We start from the raw sequence: 22633 nt of genomic DNA on the forward strand, positions 1-22633 counted from the left end.
GAATTTTTTGCTTGAAGAAATCAAGATATCTTGATATCCTGTTGAAAGGTGTGAAAAATGTCGCTAAAGGATATGTCATTAGAAAGAGAATCTGTCGAAACTTACTCTGATTCTATTGTCGTACCATTTTCTGCTGGAATAGGATCTTTTCAGGACCGGGATATTCTACTCGCGATAAAAGCATTATCAGACGAAACCCGCATTCGCGTTCTTCGGATACTTTCTATTGTACCTCTCAATGTTCAGGAGATAACAGAAGTGCTGGAGATGGGTCAGTCTCGGATCTCTAGACATCTAAAAATCTTGTCAGATGCAGGATTTTTGACATCTCAGCGCGAGGGTTCTTGGGTTTATTATAGTCCTCGGGTCTCCAGCGATCATTCACAGGATTTTTCTGCAAGATTTCATGAACTTCTTCTGGATTTTGAAAAAAATCTTCCATATTCAGAGCAAGATTTAGCTAAAATTAAAGATATCCTTAAACAAAGAGATTTGAAAAGATCAAAGTACTTTGATGATGTTGCACAGAATTGGGAAAGCATCCAAAGTGATGTTTTGGATCCGATTTTATATCGAAACAAGATCCTTGATTTACTTCCGGAACATTCTTGTCGGATCTTAGACCTTGGCTGTGGCCCTGGAGGTTTAATCCCTTACTTATTGATGAAGAGCCAGGAAGTTATTGGAATTGATTCTTCCGAAAAGATGATCAAAGAGGCGAAAGACTCCTTTTTAAATAATTCCCAAGTCCATTTCCTCACTTCTGAGATTGAAACCCTTCCTCAAAATTTGATTCAATCCGCAGATTCTGTCGTAGCTTCGATGGTCTTACACCATCTTTCCAATCCGCCTCAGGCTATGAAAGAAATACATAAAGTTTTAAAGGATGATGGTGTTTTCATCATCGTAGATCTAAAGAAACACAACCAGGAAATCATGCGCGATAATTTCGCTGACTTATGGCTCGGATTTGAGTCGGAACTTCTATCGGATTGGTTGAATCACGCCGGTTTCAACCTTGAATCCATCGAAGAAGTAGAATCACAGAAATACTTCAAAGTATTAATAATTAAAGCTAAGAAAAGAGGAGGACTTTAATGTCCGCTACAATACAAGAAAAAGGTTTAAAATATAAGGTTAAAGACATTTCACTCGCGGACTGGGGTCGCGAAGAAATCATTCTGGCAGAGAAAGAAATGCCAGGTCTGATGTCCTTACGCAAAGAATATAAGGGGAAACAACCTCTGAAAGGTGCGCGTATCGCGGGTTCTCTTCATATGACTATCCAAACTGCGGTTTTGATTGAAACCCTGACTGAGCTTGGGGCGGAAGTTCGTTGGTCTTCATGTAATATCTTCTCCACTCAAGACCATGCGGCAGCTGCAATTGCAAAAACCGGAGTTCCTGTGTTTGCCTGGAAGGGCGAAACGGAAGAAGAATACTGGTGGTGCGTAGAACAAACTCTATTCTTCGAAGATGGGAAAGGTCCGAACATGATTTTGGATGACGGTGGTGACTTAACCATGTATGTTCACGAGAAATACCCTCAACTTCTGGCGGAGATCAAAGGAGTTTCTGAAGAAACTACTACTGGAGTAAAAGGTCTCGAAAAACTCCTCAAAAAAGGCGAGTTGAAACTTCCTGCAATCAACGTGAACGATTCCGTTACTAAGTCTAAGTTCGACAACTTATACGGTTGTAGAGAATCCTTGGCGGACGGTATCAAACGTGCAACTGACGTTATGCTTGCTGGAAAAGTAGCGCTTGTTTGCGGATACGGAGACGTTGGAAAGGGTTCTGCTGCTTCTTTACGCAATTTCGGAGCTAGAGTGATCGTTACCGAGATCGATCCTATCTGCGCTCTTCAGGCAGTAATGGAAGGATACCAAGTTCTAAGGGTAGAAGACGCGATCGAATTCGTGGATCTTGTAGTAACTGCGACCGGAAACGACGACATTATTACACTGGAACACATGAAAGCAATGAAAGACGGCGCAATTCTTTGTAATATCGGACACTTCGACACTGAGATCCAAATGTCCAGATTGAACGCTGAAAAGGGTGTAGTGAAGAAGGAAATCAAACCTCAAGTGGACAAATACACTTTCGAGAACGGAAGATCCATTATCGTTCTTGCAGAAGGTCGTTTAGTGAACCTTGGTTGTGCAACTGGTCACCCATCTTTCGTAATGTCTTGTTCTTTTACGAACCAAGTATTGGCTCAGATCGAACTTTGGAACAATAAGTACGAGATCGGTGTCTATAGATTGCCTAAAAAATTAGATGAGAAAGTTGCAGCGTTACATTTGGAGCAATTAGGAGTTCGCCTAACCACATTAAACGCTAAACAAGCTGAGTATATCGGAGTGCCTGTAGAAGGTCCGTTCAAACCGGAACACTACCGCTACTAATCGATAAAGGAGAGGTTGTGGCATACGTAGTAACTGAGCCCTGTGTAGGGTGTAAAATTACTTACTGTGCCGCAGCCTGTCCGGTGGAAGCTTTCCGAGAAGGAAAGGATTACTTAGTCATAGATCCGGACATTTGTATCAATTGTAATGATTGTTTGAGAGAATGTCCGGTGAATGCCATCTTCCCGGAAGATGAAGTACCGGTAATTTGGAAAGATTGGATCACTTTGAACGCAAAAGAATCGAAAACGTTACCGATGATCAATGATCTTAAAAAACCTCTGTTAGATAAACGCTGCAATATTAAAGAATTATGAAACATAAATTTCCCACATATACAAACCCCAAAGCGCAAGAACTCTTAAAATTATTGGAAGAAAGGATCCTAGTTCTTGACGGAGCAATGGGGACCATGATCCAAAGATATGGCCTGGGAGAAGAAGACTTCAGAGATGAAAGACTCAAAGATCATCCTTCCGCATTGAAGGGAAACAACGATTTGCTCGTGATCACGAAACCGGAAGTGATCGAAGAAATACATTATAAATTTTTAGAAGCAGGAGCGAACATTCTAGAAACGAATACGTTCAGTTCTAACAGGATCTCTCAAGCGGATTATAATGCGGAAGCTTATGTTGACGAGCTGAACAGAAAAGCGGTCAAAGTCGCTCGTGCTGCAATGGAGAAGTTTTCGAAAACTCATTCGAATCAACCGTTATTCCTTGCCGGCTCCATTGGACCTACTACTAGGACCGCTTCTCTTTCTCCCGATGTGAATAATCCCGCGTTTCGTGCAGTGACTTTCGACGAACTGGTAGAAACGTTTTACGAGCAGGTCAGGGCATTGGTGGAAGAAGGAGTGGATATTCTTCTTTCCGAAACGAATATAGATACTTTGAATTTAAAGGCGATCATTGTTGCCATCGAGAATGTATTCAAAGATTTGAATGTGCGGATCCCGGTATCTCTTTCCGTCACGATCACCGATGCTTCCGGGAGGACGTTGTCAGGACAGACGATCGAGGCATTTTACAATTCCATTTATCATGCAAATCCTCTCTCTGTTGGGATCAATTGTGCCCTGGGTGCGGGAGAGATGAGGCCTTATATCGAAGAATTGTCTAGGATCTCAGGCTGTTATATTAGTTGTTATCCGAATGCAGGATTGCCTAACGCATTCGGCGGATATGATCAAACTCCCGAAGAATTTGGAAAGTTTTTGGATGATTTTTCCAGCCAAGGCTGGTTGAACATTGCGGGAGGATGTTGTGGAACAACTCCTGCACATATCAAAGAAGGTGCTAAAGCAGTCCAAGGTAAAAAACCTAGACTAATACCTGAGATAGAAGGGAAGACCAGATTATCCGGATTAGAACCTTTGAATATAGATGAAGCGACCGGTTTCGTCCTAATAGGGGAAAGAACGAACGTAACAGGTTCTCCTAAATTCAAGAGGCTTATCTTAGAAGGAAATTTTGAAGAAGCCGTATCAGTCGCTTTGCAACAAGTAGAAGCTGGCGCAAACATCATCGATATCAATTTCGACGAGGCTCTTTTGGATGGAGAAGCCTCTATGAAAGAATTCTTAAATTTGATCGCGGTCGAACCTGATATCGCAAAGGTTCCTTTTATGGTCGACAGTTCCAAATGGTCCGTTTTAGAAACCGGCTTAAAATGTATCCAAGGAAAACCGATCGTGAACTCTATCTCTTTAAAAGAAGGGGAAGAGAAGTTTTTGCAACAGGCAAAAACGATCAAAATGTACGGCGCTTCTGTCATCGTAATGGCTTTTGATGAACAAGGCCAGGCGGCTACGAAAGACGACAAAGTCCGTATTTGTAAAAGAGCTTACTATCTATTGGTGGAGAAGGCTGACTTTTCCCCATTTGATATTATCTTTGATCCGAACATTCTAACAGTCGGAACGGGAATAGATGAACATAATAATTACGCGGTCGATTTTATAGAAGCAATCAAAGAGATCAAAGCTATTTGCCCCGGAGCGAAGATCAGCGGAGGCTTAAGTAATATTTCCTTCTCATTCCGCGGGAACAATCCGGTTAGAGAAGCGATGCACTCCGCATTCTTATTCCACGCTATCAAAGCCGGAATGGATATGGCGATCGTAAACGCAGGTATGCTTGCAGTTTATGAGGAAATTCCTAAAGATCTTTTGGAAAGAGTGGAAGATGTCCTATTAAACAGAAGATCCGACGCAACCGAAAGATTGATCGAATTCGCGGAATCCTTTAAGTCAGGCGAGAAGGTCGAAAAAAAAGAAGAAGCCTGGAGAGAGGGAACAGTCGAGCAAAGATTGGAATATTCTTTAGTAAAAGGAATTGTAGAATACATAGACCAAGACACGGAAGAAGCAAGACTCAAATACGATCAACCTTTACAAGTGATCGAAGGTCCTCTGATGGATGGAATGAGGGTTGTAGGCGATCTATTTGGATCTGGAAAAATGTTTCTTCCTCAGGTTGTAAAAAGTGCTAGAGTAATGAAAAAATCCGTAGCTTACCTTCTACCTTTTATGGAAGAAGAGAACCGTAAACAAGCTCAGTCATCCGCTAAACAAAAGTTCCTGATCGCTACAGTAAAAGGGGACGTTCACGATATCGGTAAAAACATTGTGGCAGTCGTACTTGCATGTAATAATTACGAAGTGATAGACCTCGGTGTAATGGTCCCTTGCGAAAAAATCTTGGAAGAAGCAAAAAAGCAGAATGTGGATATCATCGGTCTGTCCGGTCTTATCACTCCTTCTTTGGATGAAATGGTCCACGTTGCTTCCGAGATGAAGAGAACGGGCTTCAATATTCCTTTATTGATCGGAGGCGCTACTACAAGCTCCGCTCATACTGCGGTAAAAATTTCGGAAAAGTACGACCAACCAGTGGTTCATGTTTTGGATGCTTCCCGGGTCGTAAACGTCGTCGGAAAACTTTTAAACCCTTCTTTAAAACCGGATTATATAAAACAAATCAAAGAAGAGCAGAAAGTCCAAAGAGAAATCTATTTTAATACTAGAAGCGATCGTAAACTTGTTTCTATTGAAGATGCTCGTGAGAATAAATATGTTACCGATTGGAATGTGACACAAGTAGCTAAACCGATTTTTGTTGGAGTTCGAGTTTTTGATAATGAAGTCTCTCTGGAGGAACTCGTTCCTTATATAGACTGGTCTCCATTCTTTCAAGCCTGGGAATTGAAGGGACGTTATCCGTCCATTTTGGAAAGTGAGACTTACGGTAAACAGGCCAAAGAATTATTCAAAGACGCTCAGAAACTGTTAGAAGATATCGTTTCTAATAAAAGATACACTACCCGAGGAGTGATCGGGATCTTCCCTGCAAATAGTGTTGGCGATGATATAGAAGTGTATGAAGACGAAACCAGGACGAAAGTTAAGACTGTTTTTCACACCCTGCGTCAACAGATAAGTAAAGAGGAGAAAGACGAACCTAATTATTGTTTGGCGGATTATATCGCACCTAAGGATAGCGGGATTGCGGATTATATCGGTGGTTTTGCGGTCACCGCGGGTCATGGAGTGGAAGAGTTTGCATCCTTATTCGATTCTCGTTTAGATGATTATAATTCCATTATGTCAAAAGCCTTGGGCGATCGTTTTGCCGAGGCTTTTGCCGAATATATGCACTTGAAGGTCCGGAAAGAACTTTGGGGTTACGTAGCGGACGAAAATCTATCCTCTGAAGAATTGATCCGGGAACGTTATCAGGGGATTCGTCCTGCGGCCGGCTACCCAGCAAGTCCGGATCATACTGAAAAAAGGACCTTATTCGATCTATTAGAGGTGGAGAAGAATACGGGCATTACTCTCACTGAACATTTTGCAATGATGCCGGCAAGTTCCGTGAGTGGCTTGTATTTTGCCCATCCTGATTCTAAGTATTTTGCAGTGGCGAAGATTAATAAGGATCAGGTCCAGGATTATGCGAACAGGAAAGGAATGACTATTTCCGATGTGGAAAAATGGCTTTCTCCGAATTTGGCTTATGACCCCCAGGAGGCTGTTTCCAGAGTCTAATTTTTAATGAAACGATTTGTCGAAGTTACTACAATTCCGGTTCATTCTGAATACCAGGATGAATCGGAGCCTGGAACGGAGTTTCCATTCCATCCTTGGTTGGCATCTAAAATCAGGGAGAAGCTGGGTAGGGAAGATCTACTCTTGAAGCTAAGTGAGATTCGTTGTGAGGAAGTTGCATGTCCTGTGATGGAGACTAGGATTGAGGTCATAGATACTACATCCGGCGAAACTGCGTCTATTCTCAGATTTGGCAGAAAGAAAGAACAAATCAATAAGCTGGATCTGCAACTTTCCTTTCAGAAAATGCAAAATTTGTAGTAACTTCGACGGAATTCAGACGCGAATTCAAATTCCGCTATCGAAAGATCGTTATAAGCCGTGGTTTCTGTCGAAGTTACTACAAACCTCTCAATTCAAAACAAAACCCGAAATTACCTTCTCAAAATTCGCCTTTTCTTTCTCAAACTGGCTTTCTAGGGTAAAAGTAGAGAACTGAACTGAACCGAAATTACCGCTAGTTAGAAAGGAATAAAAAATAAATCTAAGACCTTTGATCTGCGCCGTATAAGTGACAATCTTTCCAAGGACTCCGTTCACGGAACAATCTTCTATGTTTAAGATCCTCGCATCCGGATCCGTTTTGACTACATTTAATAGAACTAATTCAGGAAATGATTCCAAAGGAATTTCCAAACCTTCATAGATTACCATCGCGTTGCCGGTTCTTGTTTGGTTTACGAAATGGAACTCTGCAAATTCATGGTTTTCGGTCACACTTGTCCATTGGGCCGAATTATAAAAAACGGAATATACTCCTGACGTACTTTTAATCAGACTAGTTTGGTCGGTCCCTTTCAGGATTGGCCTGGTCGTATTTGATTTTTTTGATGGATCTACTTTGGGTTCGGGGGCATACTGCCAGGTAAAATTTTCTTTTAAGATTATCTTCTTTCCCGCTTTTGTATAAACCACTTCATCGGCCCATATCGTCGTAACAGCACAAAATAAGATTAGGAATTCGATTTTTTTCATAGGCCTTTCTCCTAAATTTGGATATCGGTGTGTAGCGTCGGAAAATGATATTAGAAAAAATTGATCTTTATTTTTGTAAATTTGGAGAACTATCGGAGAATTTATATTTTACCCCGAGCATACCTTGGATTTCGGGGGTAAGTAATCCGTCCATATTCGGAAATGGCTGGTGAAGAGGCAAACGTACTAAACCTTCGAAACTCAAGTTTTTTGTTGAAATGGAAAATCCGGGGTTTACGTAATATTCGTAACCTTGCTGCCAACCTTTGAAAGCTTGGGGGGTATCGATCGGTAAAAAACTCTTATCGTTAAATCTTTTGATTCCGGAAACTTGTAAGAAGAAATCCATCTTATTTAAACTGCCGGAGTTTGAGATCAAAGAATAACTTATACCAATGGAGGATTTTGCAGATTCGGGAATCGCTAAACCTACGTTGTTACCGACCATTCTCCAGCCTAGATCCATTTGGATCCCTGCGCGTCCGAGCAAATATCCGAAAAGTAAATTCCCTGCTTGGTTATCCAAACCCCTAGAAAGATTAGAACCTAGTCCAGGCAGAACGGAAGAAGTCACTCTCACGTCCGTTAAAGGATCGAAAGCCCTTCTTTCCGTATTCGCTCCCACATAAGCTTCGGATTTATTTTCTTTATTCTGGCCCATGCTCATTGCCATTACAAAAACCTCTTCTCTTCCGAGGGAAGGGTAGAGGGCGAAAAATTCTCTCTTTTGTAGAAGAATTTTAGGTTGGTTCGGTAACTTATTCGGCAGTCCCGGAATCGAATCGTAAGATGCGGATTCGGTCGGGAGGTATTCCTGAAACACTTTCATTTCATAAGGATATTTGAATGTAAGAGCGGAAAAAAATTGGACCTTATTCTCTTCCTTCTCGTCTTTCTGGTCGGAAGTTCCCTTTTGGGAAAATAGGGCTTTATTTTTGGAAAAGTTGTCGAAAGAATCCCAGAAAAAAGTAGAACTGTTCTCTCCGTAGATTACGGACAGGCTCGCTATAAAGGGAATGATCACCTGCAGGATGGAAGGGAAGGTCTTTCTAAAAAACGAGCGCTTACGTTTAGGAAGAGATTTGGAATCAAATGTCATCTTCTCGGTTCTCATCCTATATTTATTGATATATGACGGAATATTCTGCTTTGCCAATGAAAATTCCGTCATATTTAGCAAAAAAACCAACCTTCTATAATTTACTTGGAATCGGTAAAAATGAACACAAAGATCAGAAATTTCGGCCCCTGCAAATTTGAAAGTCCGGCCGCCTATGAATATTACACCGCAGACGAATCCAAGGTGGTTTTTAAGACGGTATTCGAAACGGAAGAGAACTGGAAGGAATATATAGAAGAAGGCGCCGAATTTTTCGAACAAGCAGGTCCTAGAAAGAAAATCTATTTCGACCCGAAAGAAGTGACCGCCGGGATCGTAACCTGCGGCGGGCTTTGTCCAGGGATCAATGACGTGATCCGAGGGATTGTAATGGAATTAAATTATAGATACGGGGTCAAACGTATCCTTGGGTTTCCTTACGGTTATCAGGGCCTTGTCAAAAAGTATGATCATAAACCTATAGAGTTGAATCCCGAAAACGTGGCTCATATAGGAAGGGACGGAGGTACGATTCTTGCCTCTTCCAGAGGGAACCAAAATCCTTCCGACATGGTGGATCGACTCTCATTATATGGGGTAAAGATGCTCTTCTGTATCGGAGGAGACGGAACCTTAAGAGGTGCAAAAGAGATCGTTAAGGAGATTGATAAAAGGGGAGAGGAGATTTCGGTCATCGGAGTTCCTAAAACGATAGATAACGATATCAATTATGTGCAAAAAACTTTCGGATTTTCCACGGCCTTCTCCAAAGCGATGGAAGCTGTAGAATGTGCGCATGTGGAAGCAAAAGGGGCGCCGAACGGGATCGGTGTAGTAAAGTTGATGGGAAGACATTCCGGTTTTATCGCGGTGAATGCAGCTCTGGCTTCTCAAAACGTAAATTATTGCCTCATTCCGGAAGTGGATTTTGATCTGCATGGAAAAGGTTCCTTCTTTGATGTTCTCAAAAAAAGAATACAGACCAGAGAACATGCAGTGATCATCGTAGCGGAAGGAGCGGGGCAAAAGTTTTTCGGCAAGACGGAAGAAAGAGACGCTTCAGGAAATCTAAAGTTAGGCGATATAGGGGTGTATCTTAAAAATTCCATCCAAGAATTTTTCAAAGCGGAGAAGATAGAAGTGAACGTAAAATATATAGACCCGAGTTATATCATCCGTTCCATTCCCGCAAACCCTGAGGATTCCATTTTTTGCGGATTTTTAGCCCAGAATGCCGTGCACGCTGCTATGGCAGGCAAGACGGATATAGTGATCGGTATGTGGAATAATGTATTCACACATCTTCCGATCGATATAGCCATCCAGGAAAGAAAAGTGCTGCAACCTACTAAGAGTACTTTATGGAGAACCTTGCTGGCCTCTACAGGGCAGCCCGCTCATATGGTGGCAGAATAGTAGAAGAGCCTATCTATTGAGTTATATTATGAAATCCTAATTCAGACGGACCATTACTAAAGTGTAATCGTCGTGAGGATCCGCCTCTCCTCTGAACGCATCGGTAGTATCCAGGATCAGTTCTTTTAGATTTTCCACAGGCATGTCCCCGTTTCTTTCTATCAGTTTTGCAAGATTTTCCAGAGAATACATTTCTCCGCCTTCGTTAGTGGTCTCGCTCACACCGTCGGTATATAGAACTAGAAGATCTCCCGGTTGGTATTCCACTTCATGTTCTTCTATCTCCGACTCTTTGATGCCGAGAGGCATTCCTTTTCCGGAGAGAAGTAATACTTTCTTCTCTTTTGCTTTATATAATAGCTGCTCGTTATGGCCCGCACTAGAATAACGTATCCTTTTTTTGAGCATATTGATACGAGTGAGCATTACCGTAACGAACATAAAATAACCGGACTTCTCCTGGATGATCCGATTCGCCCCCATAAGGCTGATGCTTGTGGAAGAGTTACGCGCCACTTCACCTGCGATAATCGTTTTGGAAAATTCCATAAACAATGCTGCGGCGATCCCTTTTCCGGAAACGTCCGCGATCAGGATACTCACTTCGTCAGGATTATGGTAGATTAGATCGTAAAAATCTCCGCCGATCTCCTTAGATGCGGTATAAGAAGTTTCGATCTCCAAAAGATGCATCTTCTTAGGAATATTAGGCAATGAGTTCAGCTGGATCTGAGAAGCGATCTGCATGTCTCTTCGGATAGAGGTTAACTTCTCCTTTTGGTTCTTTGCCAAAAGACTATTATATGCTTCTGCGATCTGGTTGGAGATCGTGCTTAAAATGGAAAGATCCTGGTGAGAGAAACTATCCCCACTGATCTTATCCGCAGCGTTTAAAACGCCTATGATGGTACCGTCTTGGCGGATCGGAACGGAAACAAAGGATCTTGTCTTATAACGATTTGGGGTAAGAAGGTCCGGATTGATATCCGTTTGTCCTTGTACTAAAAGAGCTTTTCCCTGGGATAAAATTTCGTTTAAGATCCCTCGGGACTCATCCACCAAATGGGATTCTTCTTCCAAGCTGAAACCGATTGATTTTGAGAGTTCGAAAGATTTTGTTCTAGGATTTTGGAAGATTAAAGAAACTCTTTCCGCACCTAAAACATCGGAGATGGAGTTTACTGTCAGATTTAAGAATTGGTCCAACTCGCCGATATTAGAAATCGCCTGGCTGATCTGATAGAGACAGTCCAATTCTCTCGCGCGGTCTTTTAGATCGCGGATCAATTTTCTGTTACGGATCGCGATCGCAGCAAGATCGGAAAGATATTCTAATATTTTAATATCCTTAATTGTGAATTCGGGCCTTTCCAAAGAGTTCACCGCTTCCAGTACTCCCTGGATCTCTCCTTGGGCCTTCATCGGAACGCAGATCAGGTTTTTTGTGGTAAATCCGACTGCGTCGTCTATATTCCTATAAATCCTAGGATCGTTTGCCGCATCGTTTACGATGACAGGTTCTAAACTTTCTAGAACCATTCCGGCGATCCCTTTTCCTCTCGGGACTTTTAATTCTGTGAGGGACTCTCCCTTATCCCCTTTGGCGACTTGGAATACGAGACAATCTTCTTCCCGATCGTAGAGTAGAAGGGAACATCCTTCCGTATTGAGTACATCTTTTGTGGTCTCTATAATAATTCCTAAAAGTTCTTCCAGATCATCCGTGGAGTTGATCCTGGCGGTAATGTCTGAAATAAGCGCTAAGGAGAGCTGTTTGAAACTCATTTGGTCCGGGAATACTTCTTTTTTTGAGAGATTTTCAGATTGGAGGGCTTATTCCAGCCCAAATCCAACTCCTGTCAAGGAGATTCGGAATTTCCATCTTATTCGATCAAGGAACCGATCCCTTGATCGGTAAAAATTTCGATCAGAATAGAATGGGGGACTCTTCCGTCAATAATATGAGTCCTTCTCACTCCTTGGTCGATCGCAGAAAGACAACATTCCACTTTGGGGATCATTCCTCCGGTGATATCTCCTTTTCGAATATAATCTTTTACTAAGGCACGGTTTAAACCGGTTACTAGTTTTCCGTCGATCAGGATCCCGCTGGTATCCGTAAGTAGGATCAGTTTTTCCGCTTTCAGAGCTCCTGCCAATTCTCCCGCAAAAGTATCCGCGTTGATATTTAAGGAATCTCCTGATCCCGATTCGGCAACAGGAGAAATGACCGGGATAAAACCTTTTTCTTGCAGAGATAAAACGACAGTCGGATCTATTTTGTCGATCTTACCGACAAGACCCACATCCACGAGTTCCGATTTTTTTCCTTCTACATCCACTTCGATCTTAGTCTTGGAAGCGACTGCCAGATTTCCGTCTTTTCCGGAAAGTCCTACTGCATTCCCACCTTCTTTATTGATCATGGAAACGATCTGTTTATTTACTTTTCCGGTGAGGACCATTTCTACCACGTCCATGGTCTCTTCATTTGTGACCCGATGTCCATGAACGAACTCGGTCGGAATATTCAGACTATCTAAGAGTCTGTTTATTTCAGGCCCACCTCCGTGTACGATGACCGGATGGATGCCTACATATTTTAGAAGAACGATATCTTTTGCGAAAGATTCCTTTAAATCGGCCTTAGCCATTGCAGCCCCGCCATATTTGATGACCACGGTTTTCCCGGAGTATTTCGTAATATAGGGAAGGGCCTCCAGAATATTGTTGACCCTCTCAAAGGAATGTTCCATACCAAACAGAGAAATCGTTCCCCACTTGTACGTCGATTCGGAAATGTTTACAATTTTAATCACTGGAGGAAGTGGGGGCCTGGGTCGCGCTCTCGTTTCCGAATTAGGAAGTTCCGGATATTCGATCCTAAATTGGGATCTAATTTCTCCTGACAAACTCCATTCATACGAAACATTCCAAAAAATGGACCTAACTTCTTCGGACGAACTGGAGAATGCCTGTAAAAATTTGCAGTCCGAACCTTCTTCTTCTATCCGTGGGTTTATACATTGTGCGGGTTACGGCGGTCCTTATCATAAAATCACCCAAGTTTCTTTGGAAGAATGGGACAGGATCTTTTCCATTAACCTTCGCTCCGCTTTTCAAATTACAAAATCGTTACTTCCAATTTTTAGCGCCCAAGGATTCGGAAGATTCGTTTATATCGCATCTTCATTGTCCGTGCAAGGAAGCGCCTTGTCCGTTGCCTACTCCTCTTCCAAACATGGTATGATAGGTTTTATGAAATCGATCGCTGCGGAATGGGGAGAAAAAGGAATTACGTCTAACGCAGTAAGTCCCGGTTATATGGAAACCAAGATGGGCATCCAAGAAGATCAAGTGGACGATCATCGCAAAAAAATAATAGAGATGACCCCCGTTAAGAAGATCGCTTCTCCGGAAGAGATCGCTAGAGTGGTGACTTTTTTAATTTCTTCCGAGTCCGGTTATATCAACGGTGCGAACTGGACTGTGGACGGAGGGATTACCTCGATCTAGTTTTTTTGGGAGAAGGTTTCGAAGTCGCCGGATCTTTTCCCAAGTTCAAAAAGATCTCTCTCAATTCCTTGGTAGAGTCCTCCACTTTTTCATCGATCCATAGTTCGTTTGCAGATGGGGAAGAATCGAATTTGATCTTTCTTTTTAAGATTTTCCCTCTTCTGGAAAGAAGAAGGTTCGCTTTTTTACCAGGCTGGTATTGATTTAATAATTCTGTCCAATTGCCTGGGAGAATCCTTTTATCATCCAAAGCGATCCATTCGTCGCCTAGATTGATATCCGTTTCTTTTACGGATTTGGAAAGAAGGATCTTACTTACGATCATTCTTCCTCTTTCTTCTTTTACCCTAAATCCGGATTCGATTTTAGGTTTGGAAGCGGTCCTTTCCACCCCGATCAGATGTAAATATTTTTCAACAGGAATACGCTTCGGTTCCACGATATAAGGATCGAATTCCAGTTTAAGATCCAGACCTGTGACCTTCTTCGCCGTTTGGAAAAATTCAGCCTTGGTAAATCCTCTTTTTTTCTCCTGATGGAACTGCTTATTCAAAGCAATCATGATATCGACTAGTGATTTTTTACCCTTGGTCTCTTTCAGGATATAAATATGTATGCTTAAGGATAAAATAGCGCCTTTCGTATAATAAGAGATCCCGGTATTCGAAAAATTCGGATCGAAAGGACGATTATAATATTTAGTCCAAGCGGTAAAACTGGAATCTTCCAAACTCATCCAGGATTCACCCAAAGACTCCTCCAACTCCCGTATGTCCTTCCAAAGTTTGTTCAGATACTGCTGGGGGGAATAAGATCCGCAAAGAAGTAGAAAGTAGGCGTCGAAGAAGCTAGTGATACCTTCCGCGATCCATAATTCTTTTGTTAAATTCGGTTTTTGGTAATCGAAAGGGCCGAGCGCGATCGGACGAATTCTTTTTACATTCCAGTGATGGAAATATTCATGAGATAAAAGTTCTAAAAGTGTTCTGTAATTATCGGGGCTGGACCATCCATTCGGATCGAATTGGTTGATGCTACTATTTAGATGTTCCAATCCTCCATACTGATTATCGCTCATATCCAAAACGAATAGATAATATTGATTTTCCGTTCCGCCCAACAGTTTGATCTGGGTTTCCACAATGGTTGCCAGATCCTTGGAGATCTTCTTCTTATTCTTTGTTTCAATATCTCCTAGAATGACTAGATCGAATTCGCATCCTTCTACGCTAAAACTGAGCTGCTTTTCGTTTGTAAGAAGGATAGGACAATCGAAAAATTCATCAAAGTTCTTTGCCTTCCAGGTTTGTTTGGAACCTTCCTTCTTCTTTAATCCCGTATAACAAAAGCGAAAAGGAGTTAGGGTTCTCCAACTCAGCTCCGGTTCCAGATCGATCCGATCTTTCGGGTATAAGAATGTTGCGGGAGGGTGGACTAAAATAAAATCGCTAGTGAAATAATTGGTTCGAACCGTGTGTTCGAATCCGTAGACTAGATAAGAAATTTTGAATGTTTCTCCCTTGGAAGAAACTTTCCATGTATCCAAGTCTGTTTGCTCTAGGCTCCAGCCCGGTTTGGACTGTGTAAATTGGACTTGGTGGATGGATTTGGAATAATCTCGGATCTTGTAAGAACCCGGGGACCAGTTCGGAATACAGAGAAATGTTTCCTGTTTGTCCGGGTGGACTTCCATTTCCACCTTTAATAAATGTAGAAGCGGTTGGTATGTATCTAATATATATTTTACGATCACGCCTTAGGCACCGGCCTCTTTTAAGATCGCCTCTAAAGTTTCGGCGACCGTTTTAGTGGGATCCACTTTTCTCCATACTTTGCGAATGGTCCCGTCAGGTCCCACCAAAAAGCTGTCTCTAGAAAGTCCCTTGAACACTCTGCCTTGCCATTCTTGGTCTCCATAAACTCCTAAGGGACCGCTCAAACTTTGTTTCGGATCGGACAGAAGAGGGAAGCTTAGATTGAACTTGTCAATAAATTGTTTATGACTGTCCAAAGAATCGGAACTGATCCCATAGACCTTTGCCCCTGCTTGGGTGAACTTTTCCAAATTGTCTCGGTAAGAGCAGGCTTGTTTAGTACATCCTGGAGTGTCGTCTTTCGGATAAAAATACAACAAGGTCCAAGAACCGGCTGAGTCTTTAGGTAGATGTACGGTGTTTCCGGTAGAGCTGGATAAACTTACTTCCGGCAATTTTTTGCCTTCCCATGAGTCAGACATAAAGTTTTCCTCCTATTTTCCCTTCCGGATAGTTTCTGCCGAAAACATTTTCGGGAAAAGGAAAAAATCCGCTAAAAAACTTGAAATCTCTCGGTTTTTCTCATCCAATTACTGCTGTCGAATAACGCATGCTGCAAAATCAAAAAATTCCCACTTTACCTTTTAGAACTCTAGTCTTTATTTCTTTTTTCTTATTCTCTTTTTTCTCTCTAGGTTCTCAGGAAGAAGAGCCCATCCTAGGGTGGAAAGACTTGGATCTTAAAAGATTGGAATGGGAATCCGTACAAGGATTTAAACCTTCATTCAAATCCGGTTTCGAATCCACAGAACCTGGATATGTAAAAATAGAAAAATTCCCGATCGTTCTGAACCAAATTTATAAAACTCCCGTCTCCGACAAGGTTCAGGAATTCACCATCCAGACAAAATTCAATCTTAGTTTCGATCCTAAGGCGAAAGTGTTCTTAAATCCGATCCGATTGTACTTAAATTTTATAGGAGAGAATTGGGAAATTTATCTGAACGGTAACCTTCTACAAAAAGAGATCCATTTGGACTCGAACGGAAAAATGCAAATCCGAAAAACTCTCAGAGATCTGGACGTGCAGGTGGATTCCAGTCTATTACAAGCCGGAGAAAATAGACTCGTATTCCACATGTTAGGAGATGCGCCGGCGGTTCATCTTTCTGAGGAAGAGTATCCTGTACTTTCCCCCATCTTCACTCCGACGAATGTGGACCTCGGATTTTATCTGGATGGGGATTATACTTTAGGCGTTGAATACGATTTTTCCAAGAAAATCGGGATCTTAATCAATTTAAGTTTAAATACGATCTACATATTTTTCGGGCTTTATCACCTTCTCATTTTTTCCAAACGAAGAACGGATAAATATAACTTATACTTCGGGATCTTCTCCATTTCCATGGCTGTATACTCTTTGAGTAGATCCACTATCATTTTCGATTTTATTCAGGACAGTACTTGGATTACAAGAATTGAATATGGTTCGGTGTCCTTGCTTGCACCTTTATTTTTACTTTTTCTTCACGATTATTTTTACGGGTCCACTTTACCGAATAAGGCGATACTTGGCATTACAGGATGGAGTTTTATTATCTTCTTCTTTTCTTTTTTAGCTCCATTCCAATACTTAATGATCAGTTTGAGAGCTTGGCAGATCTCCATACTACCTTCTCTCATTTATCTATTGTACTTCATGGGAAAAGCGGTTTACCTTAGAAAAAAAGACGCATCCCTTATGGCGATCAGCATGTTCATCATCGTATTCATTTCGGGTTACGATGTATTGGACTCCATGTTTTTCCAATCCGGAATACGATTCACGCAGTTTGCATATCTTCTTTTTGTGATTTCCTTAACCACCATTCTTGCAAACAGATTTATCGATCTGTACAAACAATCCGAAGAATTGAACATAGAACTTAGTCATCAAAAACTGGAACTGGCCAGACAGAAGAATGCATTCTTCCGTTTTGTTCCGATGCAATTTTTGAGTGTACTGGGAAAAGATTCCGCGGTGGATGTGAATCTGGGCGATTCCGCATTAAGAGAGATGAGCGTCCTATTCACGGACATTCGTTCTTTTACTACCATCTCCGAGAAGATGACTCCCGAAGAAAACTTCCGATTTATCAACGGCTATCTGGCTAAGATGGAACCTCTGATCCAAAAATACGAGGGTTTCGTGGATAAATTTATGGGAGATGCGATCCTCGCCTTGTTTTCTGCGGAAAGAGTGATTCATTCGGAGAACAATTGGGAAGGAAAATCTGCTGCGGATCGAGCGGTTCTTGCGGCAATTGATATGAGAAGAAGGGTCCGAGAACTGGAAGAAGAAGTGAAAGGTTTACACGGACATGTAAAGGGTGTAAGGATCGGGATCGGTATTAATACGGGAAATCTGATGCTTGGGACTGTAGGATCTTCTCATAGACTGGACACAACCGTAATTGGCGACACTGTGAACGTTGCATCTCGTTTGGAAAGTCTTACGAATTTGTATAAGGCGGATATACTGATCACTCAAAATACATTATCTAGTCTTACTATTGCCGACGATCTTGCGATCCGAGAAGTTGATTCGGTCGTGGTCAAAGGAAAAAGCCAAGCGATCATCATCTACGAAATTTACGAGTCTGACGATCCACATATCCGAAAACTAAAAGATGCAACTTTGCCCCTGATTTCTCGTGGAATTATTTTGTATAAAGTAGGAAATTTTAAGGAAGCTCTCCAAAATTTCGAACAGGCCTTAAAAGTTTATCCGGAAGATATAGTCGCGATCCTATACAGAAAACGTTGCCAAGAATATATAGAATCTCCGCCTGTTGGGAATTGGGTCGGGGTACAACATCTTTTGGAAAAGTAGAAGATCGTTTTTCGCTTTCCATAGGACCGGAGGCTTTTAAGAATAGGCACCTATGATTTCTTATCCGGTGTACAAGCTCATTCATATCCTCGGTATTCTATTCTTATTCTCCGCGTACGGTGGTCTGGCACTTCACGTAATAAGTGGGGGTACAAAAGAGAACGCTCCTAAAAAACTGATCGCTTCCGCTCATGGAATAGGCATGACCTTTATATTGATCGGAGGTATTGGAATGCTGGAAAGAATAGGACTTTTGACAAGCTTTCAAGGTTGGATTATCGCCAAGGCCCTGATTTGGCTTTTCTTCGGCGGATTATTGACTGCGTATTATAAAAAACCTGAGTTCGCAAAAATACTTTGGTTCGGTCTACCCGTGCTTGGTACATTCTCCGCATATTTGGCATTATACAAACCATTTTAAATTTTTTTAAAGAAGGTTTTTTAAGATACTCCCGTTTGAATTTTTAAGAATGGGAATATAAGGATCCGGTCCAAAAGGCCCAGGTCCTCGAGCCCGGGACCGGATATTTAACAATGACCTAAGTTTTGGGGCGGACTATAAAAATGTGTGAAGGGATAAACTTATGGCAAAGGTAAACGTTTCCAAATCGGTCAAAAAACCGTCCCCCAAAAAAGACTCCAGTCTCAAACCTATCAAAGATTTTCTAGGTTCTCGTGATCTTCCGGCCCCTGTGGATCGTTTGGAAGACGTCCGTAGAAGAGCCAGAAGGTTTAGGGATAGGTTTTTGTCGGGACCACAAGTCGTATATTACAAATCCTTTGATCTGGTGCGTGTACCTTATCCAACTAAGTATGCTTTGTTGAACGCTTTTAGTTTACCCACGCCGTTTTTGCATATCATCAATCGATTATTCATCATTCAATACAAAACTTCGGAGGGGATTAAGACCCTTTTATTCTCTCCATCCGATGTGGATGCGAACGCAGAAACTCCGTTTTTCAAAAGACTTTCCCAAAGTTTCGGCCCTTTTCAGAACCTTGGTAGAAAGATCATGGCTCCTACTTTGAATACTGTCGAACAATGTCTGAAACAAGTAGGACTTCCTCCGGAGAAAGTGGATTATATTTCTTTCGATCATTTACATACCCAGGATCTGCGTAAATGGTTAGGAGCGAACGGTCAGCGAGGATATTTCCCGAATGCAAAACTTTTAGTAATGAAAGAAGAATGGAATTCTATCCAAGGACTGCTTCCTCCTCAATCCGATTGGTACTGTCCGAATGGATCCGGCGGTATTTCCATGGATCGGGTTGTTTTATTGGATACTGATACCGAATTAGGTGGGGGAGTGGCTTTGATCCGAACCCCCGGTCATACCTACGGAAATCATAGTTTGGTAGCAAATACTCCGGAAGGAATTTTTGTGACGAGCGAAAATGGAGTGAGCGCAGACAACTATAACCCGCTTAAGTCTAGGATCCCTGGCGTGCGAAAATATGCAAAAAACACAGGCATGGAAGTGATCTTAAATGGAAACACATTGGAGATAGGCCTTGATCAATATATCTCCATGGTACTGGAAAAAGAGATTGCGGGTCCTTCTTTGCGAAATCCGGAATTTTATAATGTTATGCCTTCTTCAGAAATGAGCGGTTTCTGGCTTTTCCCCGGAACTAGTCCAACCTTCTCATTCGGACAATTAGAATTCGGTAATATAGTTATCCGTTAGGAAATATACATGAATATACTCATCACCGGTGCAAACGGCGGTTTAGGAAAAAATCTTGCGGAGAAGGCCTATTCCTTAGGTCATAATATCCTTATCACAAATCTGAACGAAAAGGCCCTAAAAGATTTCGTGTCTAAACAAAAGTTTGATAAGAACAGGGTTTTAACCGCAAAATTGGATGTGACTTCTCCTTCCGATTGGAAGAAGGTCATGGATCTTGCTTATAAAAAATGGGGAAAACTCGACATTTTAATGAATGTGGCAGGATATCTTCTTCCCGGTTATATAGAAAATGTAAGTCCTAAGGATATAGACAGGCATATCGATATCAACGCCAAAGGCCTGATGTACGGAACTAGGGAAGCTTCTATCCGAATGATCGCACAAGGCGGAGGGCATATTATAAATATTGCATCTTTAGCGGGTGTGGCCCCGATCCCAGGAATATCTCTTTATTCCACTTCTAAGTTTGCAGTCAGAGGGTTCTCCTTAGCGGTAGCCCAAGAATTAAGACCCAAAAAAGTATTCGTCAGTGTTGTATGTCCCGATGCGATCCAAACACCGATGCTTGATCTGCAAAAAGATTATGAAGAAGCTTCTATGACATTTTCCGGAAACAGATATCTCAAAACGGAAGAAGTAACCGATATTATTTTTAATAAAGTAATTCCTAATAAACCTATGGAAGTCTTGATCCCAGGTTCCAGAGGATTTTTGGCGAAGGTCGGAAGTTTTCTACCCGGTTTGAACGCGTTACTCAGTCCTTCTCTCATGAATAAAGGTAAGAAAAAACAAACGGTCTACAAAAAGGGTTAATGTGGACCTTTTTTATTTTTTCAATTTGGCCGGGGTCACCGTATTTGCGGTGTCCGGAGCCTTGGCCGCTGCGGAAAAAAGGACCTACCATGCGGATGCGTTCAGCGTATTTTTCACGGGATTTATCACTGCAATCGGCGGCGGGACACTAAGAGATATTACTTTAGGAAATTATCCTGTTTCTTGGGTTTCCGATTCGAATGTTCTTTGGGCGATATTTGCAGGTTTTGCGATCACGTTCGTATTTCCTAAATTTTTGATCCGGATGAAAACCGGGATTTTCTTTTTCGATACTGTCGGGATCGGGATCTACACGGTGATCGGAACTAGGATCTCTTTACTCAGCGGAGTAAATCCTTTTGCCGCCGCCATCTTGGGAATGATATCCGCAGTGTTCGGAGGAGTAATCCGAGACACTCTTATTAACGAAGTTCCCATGATCTTCCGAAAAGAAATTTATGCGACTGCATGTTTGGCAGGAGCAATCTTATATATCGTATTAGATAGATATGAAGTGAACGGAAGTTTAAACACTACAGTTTCCGCCTTACTTGTGATATTGATCCGAATGATTGCGGTTCGATTTAATCTCTCTCTCCCTAAATTCCGTTTGCCGGATTAGTCTAACATCTTAAAGTCCAACCTGGTTTTTCAAAGGAGGATCTAGGATGTATAGAAAAGGGTCTAATCAAGGACTACTTTGGATATTTGCAGTTATTCTTTTGCTGATCGTTTTTATAAAACCGAAAGACAACGGAGCCGCTTATACTTCTTATTTTAAGGACCTAAACACAGAGCTCAAAGAAAATGGACCCGGAAAACCGATCGTATTACTCGATTTGGATCGTTTGGATTCCAATCTAAAACTTCTGAAAGAAAAAATCAAACCCCCTCTATCTTACAGAATCGTCGTAAAATCTCTCCCTTCTATAGATCTACTTAAATATATCGTCAATGCCACAGGTTCCAAACGACTGATGGTTTTCCATTCCGGCGATATCATCATGTTATTAAATGATCCTGAATTCCAAAAATTTGATATTCTTTTGGGAAAACCGATGCCGATCGCCGCTTTGGCGGAAATATATTCCAAAACGAAAAAAGAACATTTTCAAAATGTACAATGGCTGGTGGATACTTCCTATCGAGTGGAACAATATTTAGATTTTGCAAAGAAGAAGGATCTAAATTTAAAACTTAGTTTAGAGATCGATATAGGTTTGCATAGAGGGGGATTTGCGAAACCGGAAGATTCTTTTGCAGCGTTAGAGCTCCTCCAAAAAAATCCTAAGAACGTAGAGCTTTCCGGTTATATGGGTTATGAACCTCATGTAGCTTCCGTTCCGGTCATCTTCGAAAATAAGACCTCGGCTATGGAAAAGTCCCTTAAAAATTCCTTAGAGATATATTCCGATTTTATAAAATTAGGAAAAGAAAAGTTCCCGGCTTTGTACCGAAAAGAATTGGTATTTAATGGGGGAGGGAGTAAAACCTACCGCTTTTACCAAAAAAATCCTGGAGTAGTCAACGATGTATCCTTAGGTTCCGCTTTGGTAAAACCTACCGATTTCGATGTGGAAAGTTTAGAAGAACATAGCCCTGCCGTGTATATAGCAACTCCGGTTCTGAAAAAGTTAGAAGGAACCAAAATCCCTTTCTTAGAATCTTTGTCTTTTCTATTCCCGATCTGGAATCCGAACCAAGAAGTGACCTACTTCATTTATGGAGGAGCCTTCTCCGCTAAAAAAGAATCTCCTAAAGGACTCGAGGATAATTCCTTATTCGGTTCAAGCACCAACCAAAGTATTTTAACCGGATCCCGGGCGACTTCTTTAGACCCCGACGATCATGTATTTTTTAGGCCTACTCAAAGTGAAAAGGTAATGGCGGAAATGGGAGAGATCCATTTGTTACGTTCCGGTAAATTGATCGGTACTTGGAAAACTTTTATCAATTGAGATAAAAGAAC

At 41.7% G+C, this 22633-nt stretch carries 19 protein-coding genes; 13 read left to right on the plus strand and 6 right to left on the minus strand.

Annotated features, from left to right (window positions below; genetic code table 11):
• The first annotated feature begins 57 nt into the window (after window positions 1–57).
• The 5 genes from LEP1GSC192_RS11050 to LEP1GSC192_RS11070 are packed head-to-tail and all read left to right on the plus strand — an operon-like array spanning window position 58 to window position 6783.
• A complete protein-coding gene (locus LEP1GSC192_RS11050) occupies window positions 58–1098 on the plus strand; it encodes a metalloregulator ArsR/SmtB family transcription factor (RefSeq protein WP_020770152.1) in 1041 nt (346 codons plus the stop codon).
• Window positions 1098–2411, plus strand: a complete 1314-nt coding sequence (gene ahcY, locus LEP1GSC192_RS11055; RefSeq protein WP_020770143.1) for an adenosylhomocysteinase — start codon at window positions 1098–1100, stop codon at window positions 2409–2411. The genes LEP1GSC192_RS11050 and ahcY overlap by 1 nt, the downstream gene beginning before the upstream one ends.
• Window positions 2412–2428: 17 nt before the next feature.
• A complete protein-coding gene (locus tag LEP1GSC192_RS11060; RefSeq protein ID WP_036089812.1) occupies window positions 2429–2728 on the plus strand; it encodes a DUF362 domain-containing protein in 300 nt (99 codons plus the stop codon).
• Window positions 2725–6462, plus strand: a complete 3738-nt coding sequence (gene metH, locus LEP1GSC192_RS11065; RefSeq protein WP_020770054.1) for a methionine synthase — start codon at window positions 2725–2727, stop codon at window positions 6460–6462. Before LEP1GSC192_RS11060 ends, metH begins: the two co-directional genes overlap by 4 nt.
• Before the next feature lie 6 nt (window positions 6463–6468).
• Window positions 6469–6783 (plus strand): hypothetical protein, encoded by a 315-nt coding sequence (locus tag LEP1GSC192_RS11070; protein WP_020769987.1) that lies wholly within the window; start codon window positions 6469–6471, stop codon window positions 6781–6783.
• 90 nt (window positions 6784–6873) lie between these two features.
• Here the strand turns inward: LEP1GSC192_RS11070 and LEP1GSC192_RS11075 are convergent, their stop codons facing one another.
• The gene (locus LEP1GSC192_RS11075; protein ID WP_020769940.1) at window positions 6874–7497 is read right to left on the minus strand and encodes a hypothetical protein; all 624 of its coding nucleotides are present in this window, start codon (window positions 7495–7497) and stop codon (window positions 6874–6876) included.
• 67 nt (window positions 7498–7564) lie between these two features.
• Window positions 7565–8596, minus strand: a complete 1032-nt coding sequence (locus tag LEP1GSC192_RS11080; protein WP_036089877.1) for a hypothetical protein — start codon at window positions 8594–8596, stop codon at window positions 7565–7567.
• A 120-nt stretch (window positions 8597–8716) separates the two neighbouring features.
• Between LEP1GSC192_RS11080 and LEP1GSC192_RS11085 the strand changes: the two genes are divergently transcribed.
• Window positions 8717–10012, plus strand: a complete 1296-nt coding sequence (locus LEP1GSC192_RS11085) for an ATP-dependent 6-phosphofructokinase (protein WP_020770036.1) — start codon at window positions 8717–8719, stop codon at window positions 10010–10012.
• Between the two features lie 36 nt (window positions 10013–10048).
• Here LEP1GSC192_RS11085 and LEP1GSC192_RS11090 read toward each other — a convergent pair whose 3' ends face one another.
• On the minus strand, window positions 10049–11797 hold the full coding sequence (locus LEP1GSC192_RS11090) for a GAF domain-containing SpoIIE family protein phosphatase (protein ID WP_020769983.1): 1749 nt from the start codon (window positions 11795–11797) through the stop codon (window positions 10049–10051).
• A gap of 98 nt (window positions 11798–11895) precedes the next feature.
• Entirely contained in the window at window positions 11896–12768 is an 873-nt protein-coding gene (gene argB / locus LEP1GSC192_RS11095) for an acetylglutamate kinase (RefSeq protein WP_020769970.1), read from the minus strand.
• A gap of 43 nt (window positions 12769–12811) precedes the next feature.
• Here argB and LEP1GSC192_RS11100 point away from each other — a divergent pair, with 43 nt between their 5' ends.
• Window positions 12812–13528: an SDR family NAD(P)-dependent oxidoreductase gene (locus LEP1GSC192_RS11100; protein ID WP_020769978.1), complete on the plus strand. Its 717-nt coding sequence runs from the start codon at window positions 12812–12814 to the stop codon at window positions 13526–13528.
• Here LEP1GSC192_RS11100 and LEP1GSC192_RS11105 read toward each other — a convergent pair.
• Window positions 13515–15281, minus strand: a complete 1767-nt coding sequence (locus LEP1GSC192_RS11105; protein ID WP_020770134.1) for a M61 family metallopeptidase — start codon at window positions 15279–15281, stop codon at window positions 13515–13517. The genes LEP1GSC192_RS11100 and LEP1GSC192_RS11105 overlap by 14 nt on opposite strands.
• A gap of 3 nt (window positions 15282–15284) precedes the next feature.
• Window positions 15285–15764 carry a peroxiredoxin gene (locus tag LEP1GSC192_RS11110; RefSeq protein ID WP_020770082.1) on the minus strand — a complete coding sequence of 160 codons (480 nt, stop codon included), beginning with the start codon at window positions 15762–15764 and terminating at the stop codon, window positions 15285–15287.
• Window positions 15765–15892: 128 nt separating this feature from the next.
• Between LEP1GSC192_RS11110 and LEP1GSC192_RS11115 the strand changes: the two genes are divergently transcribed.
• From LEP1GSC192_RS11115 to LEP1GSC192_RS11140, 6 genes are all read left to right on the plus strand, one after another.
• On the plus strand, window positions 15893–18157 hold the full coding sequence (locus LEP1GSC192_RS11115; protein ID WP_020769984.1) for an adenylate/guanylate cyclase domain-containing protein: 2265 nt from the start codon (window positions 15893–15895) through the stop codon (window positions 18155–18157).
• A 52-nt stretch (window positions 18158–18209) separates the two neighbouring features.
• Window positions 18210–18578: a hypothetical protein gene (locus LEP1GSC192_RS11120; RefSeq protein WP_020770170.1), complete on the plus strand. Its 369-nt coding sequence runs from the start codon at window positions 18210–18212 to the stop codon at window positions 18576–18578.
• A 163-nt stretch (window positions 18579–18741) separates the two neighbouring features.
• Window positions 18742–19848 (plus strand): hypothetical protein, encoded by a 1107-nt coding sequence (locus LEP1GSC192_RS11125; RefSeq protein WP_020770117.1) that lies wholly within the window; start codon window positions 18742–18744, stop codon window positions 19846–19848.
• A gap of 9 nt (window positions 19849–19857) precedes the next feature.
• Window positions 19858–20664, plus strand: a complete 807-nt coding sequence (locus tag LEP1GSC192_RS11130; protein ID WP_020770051.1) for an SDR family oxidoreductase — start codon at window positions 19858–19860, stop codon at window positions 20662–20664.
• Between the two features lies 1 nt (window position 20665).
• Window positions 20666–21286: a trimeric intracellular cation channel family protein gene (locus tag LEP1GSC192_RS11135; protein ID WP_020770043.1), complete on the plus strand. Its 621-nt coding sequence runs from the start codon at window positions 20666–20668 to the stop codon at window positions 21284–21286.
• Window positions 21287–21332: 46 nt separating this feature from the next.
• Window positions 21333–22622 (plus strand): alanine racemase, encoded by a 1290-nt coding sequence (locus LEP1GSC192_RS11140; protein WP_020770115.1) that lies wholly within the window; start codon window positions 21333–21335, stop codon window positions 22620–22622.
• The last annotated feature ends 11 nt before the right edge of the window (window positions 22623–22633 follow it).

The organism is Leptospira sp. B5-022 (assembly GCF_000347035.1).
GTDB lineage: Bacteria > Spirochaetota > Leptospiria > Leptospirales > Leptospiraceae > Leptospira_B > Leptospira_B cinconiae.

Bases quoted from the DNA above. Each gene is read 5' to 3' on its own strand.
- LEP1GSC192_RS11050 (WP_020770152.1), top strand. From the start codon at position 58: ATGTCGCTAAAGGATATGTCATTAGAAAGAGAATCTGTCGAAACTTAC.
- ahcY (WP_020770143.1), top strand. From the start codon at position 1,098: ATGTCCGCTACAATACAAGAAAAAGGTTTAAAATATAAGGTTAAAGAC.
- metH (WP_020770054.1), top strand. From the start codon at position 2,725: ATGAAACATAAATTTCCCACATATACAAACCCCAAAGCGCAAGAACTC.
- LEP1GSC192_RS11070 (WP_020769987.1), top strand. From the start codon at position 6,469: ATGAAACGATTTGTCGAAGTTACTACAATTCCGGTTCATTCTGAATAC.
- LEP1GSC192_RS11075 (WP_020769940.1), bottom strand. From the start codon at position 7,497: ATGAAAAAAATCGAATTCCTAATCTTATTTTGTGCTGTTACGACGATA.
- LEP1GSC192_RS11080 (WP_036089877.1), bottom strand. From the start codon at position 8,596: ATGACATTTGATTCCAAATCTCTTCCTAAACGTAAGCGCTCGTTTTTT.
- LEP1GSC192_RS11085 (WP_020770036.1), top strand. From the start codon at position 8,717: ATGAACACAAAGATCAGAAATTTCGGCCCCTGCAAATTTGAAAGTCCG.
- LEP1GSC192_RS11090 (WP_020769983.1), bottom strand. From the start codon at position 11,797: ATGAGTTTCAAACAGCTCTCCTTAGCGCTTATTTCAGACATTACCGCC.
- argB (WP_020769970.1), bottom strand. From the start codon at position 12,768: ATGGAACATTCCTTTGAGAGGGTCAACAATATTCTGGAGGCCCTTCCC.
- LEP1GSC192_RS11100 (WP_020769978.1), top strand. From the start codon at position 12,812: ATGTTTACAATTTTAATCACTGGAGGAAGTGGGGGCCTGGGTCGCGCT.
- LEP1GSC192_RS11110 (WP_020770082.1), bottom strand. From the start codon at position 15,764: ATGTCTGACTCATGGGAAGGCAAAAAATTGCCGGAAGTAAGTTTATCC.
- LEP1GSC192_RS11115 (WP_020769984.1), top strand. From the start codon at position 15,893: ATGCTGCAAAATCAAAAAATTCCCACTTTACCTTTTAGAACTCTAGTC.
- LEP1GSC192_RS11120 (WP_020770170.1), top strand. From the start codon at position 18,210: ATGATTTCTTATCCGGTGTACAAGCTCATTCATATCCTCGGTATTCTA.
- LEP1GSC192_RS11125 (WP_020770117.1), top strand. From the start codon at position 18,742: ATGGCAAAGGTAAACGTTTCCAAATCGGTCAAAAAACCGTCCCCCAAA.
- LEP1GSC192_RS11130 (WP_020770051.1), top strand. From the start codon at position 19,858: ATGAATATACTCATCACCGGTGCAAACGGCGGTTTAGGAAAAAATCTT.
- LEP1GSC192_RS11140 (WP_020770115.1), top strand. From the start codon at position 21,333: ATGTATAGAAAAGGGTCTAATCAAGGACTACTTTGGATATTTGCAGTT.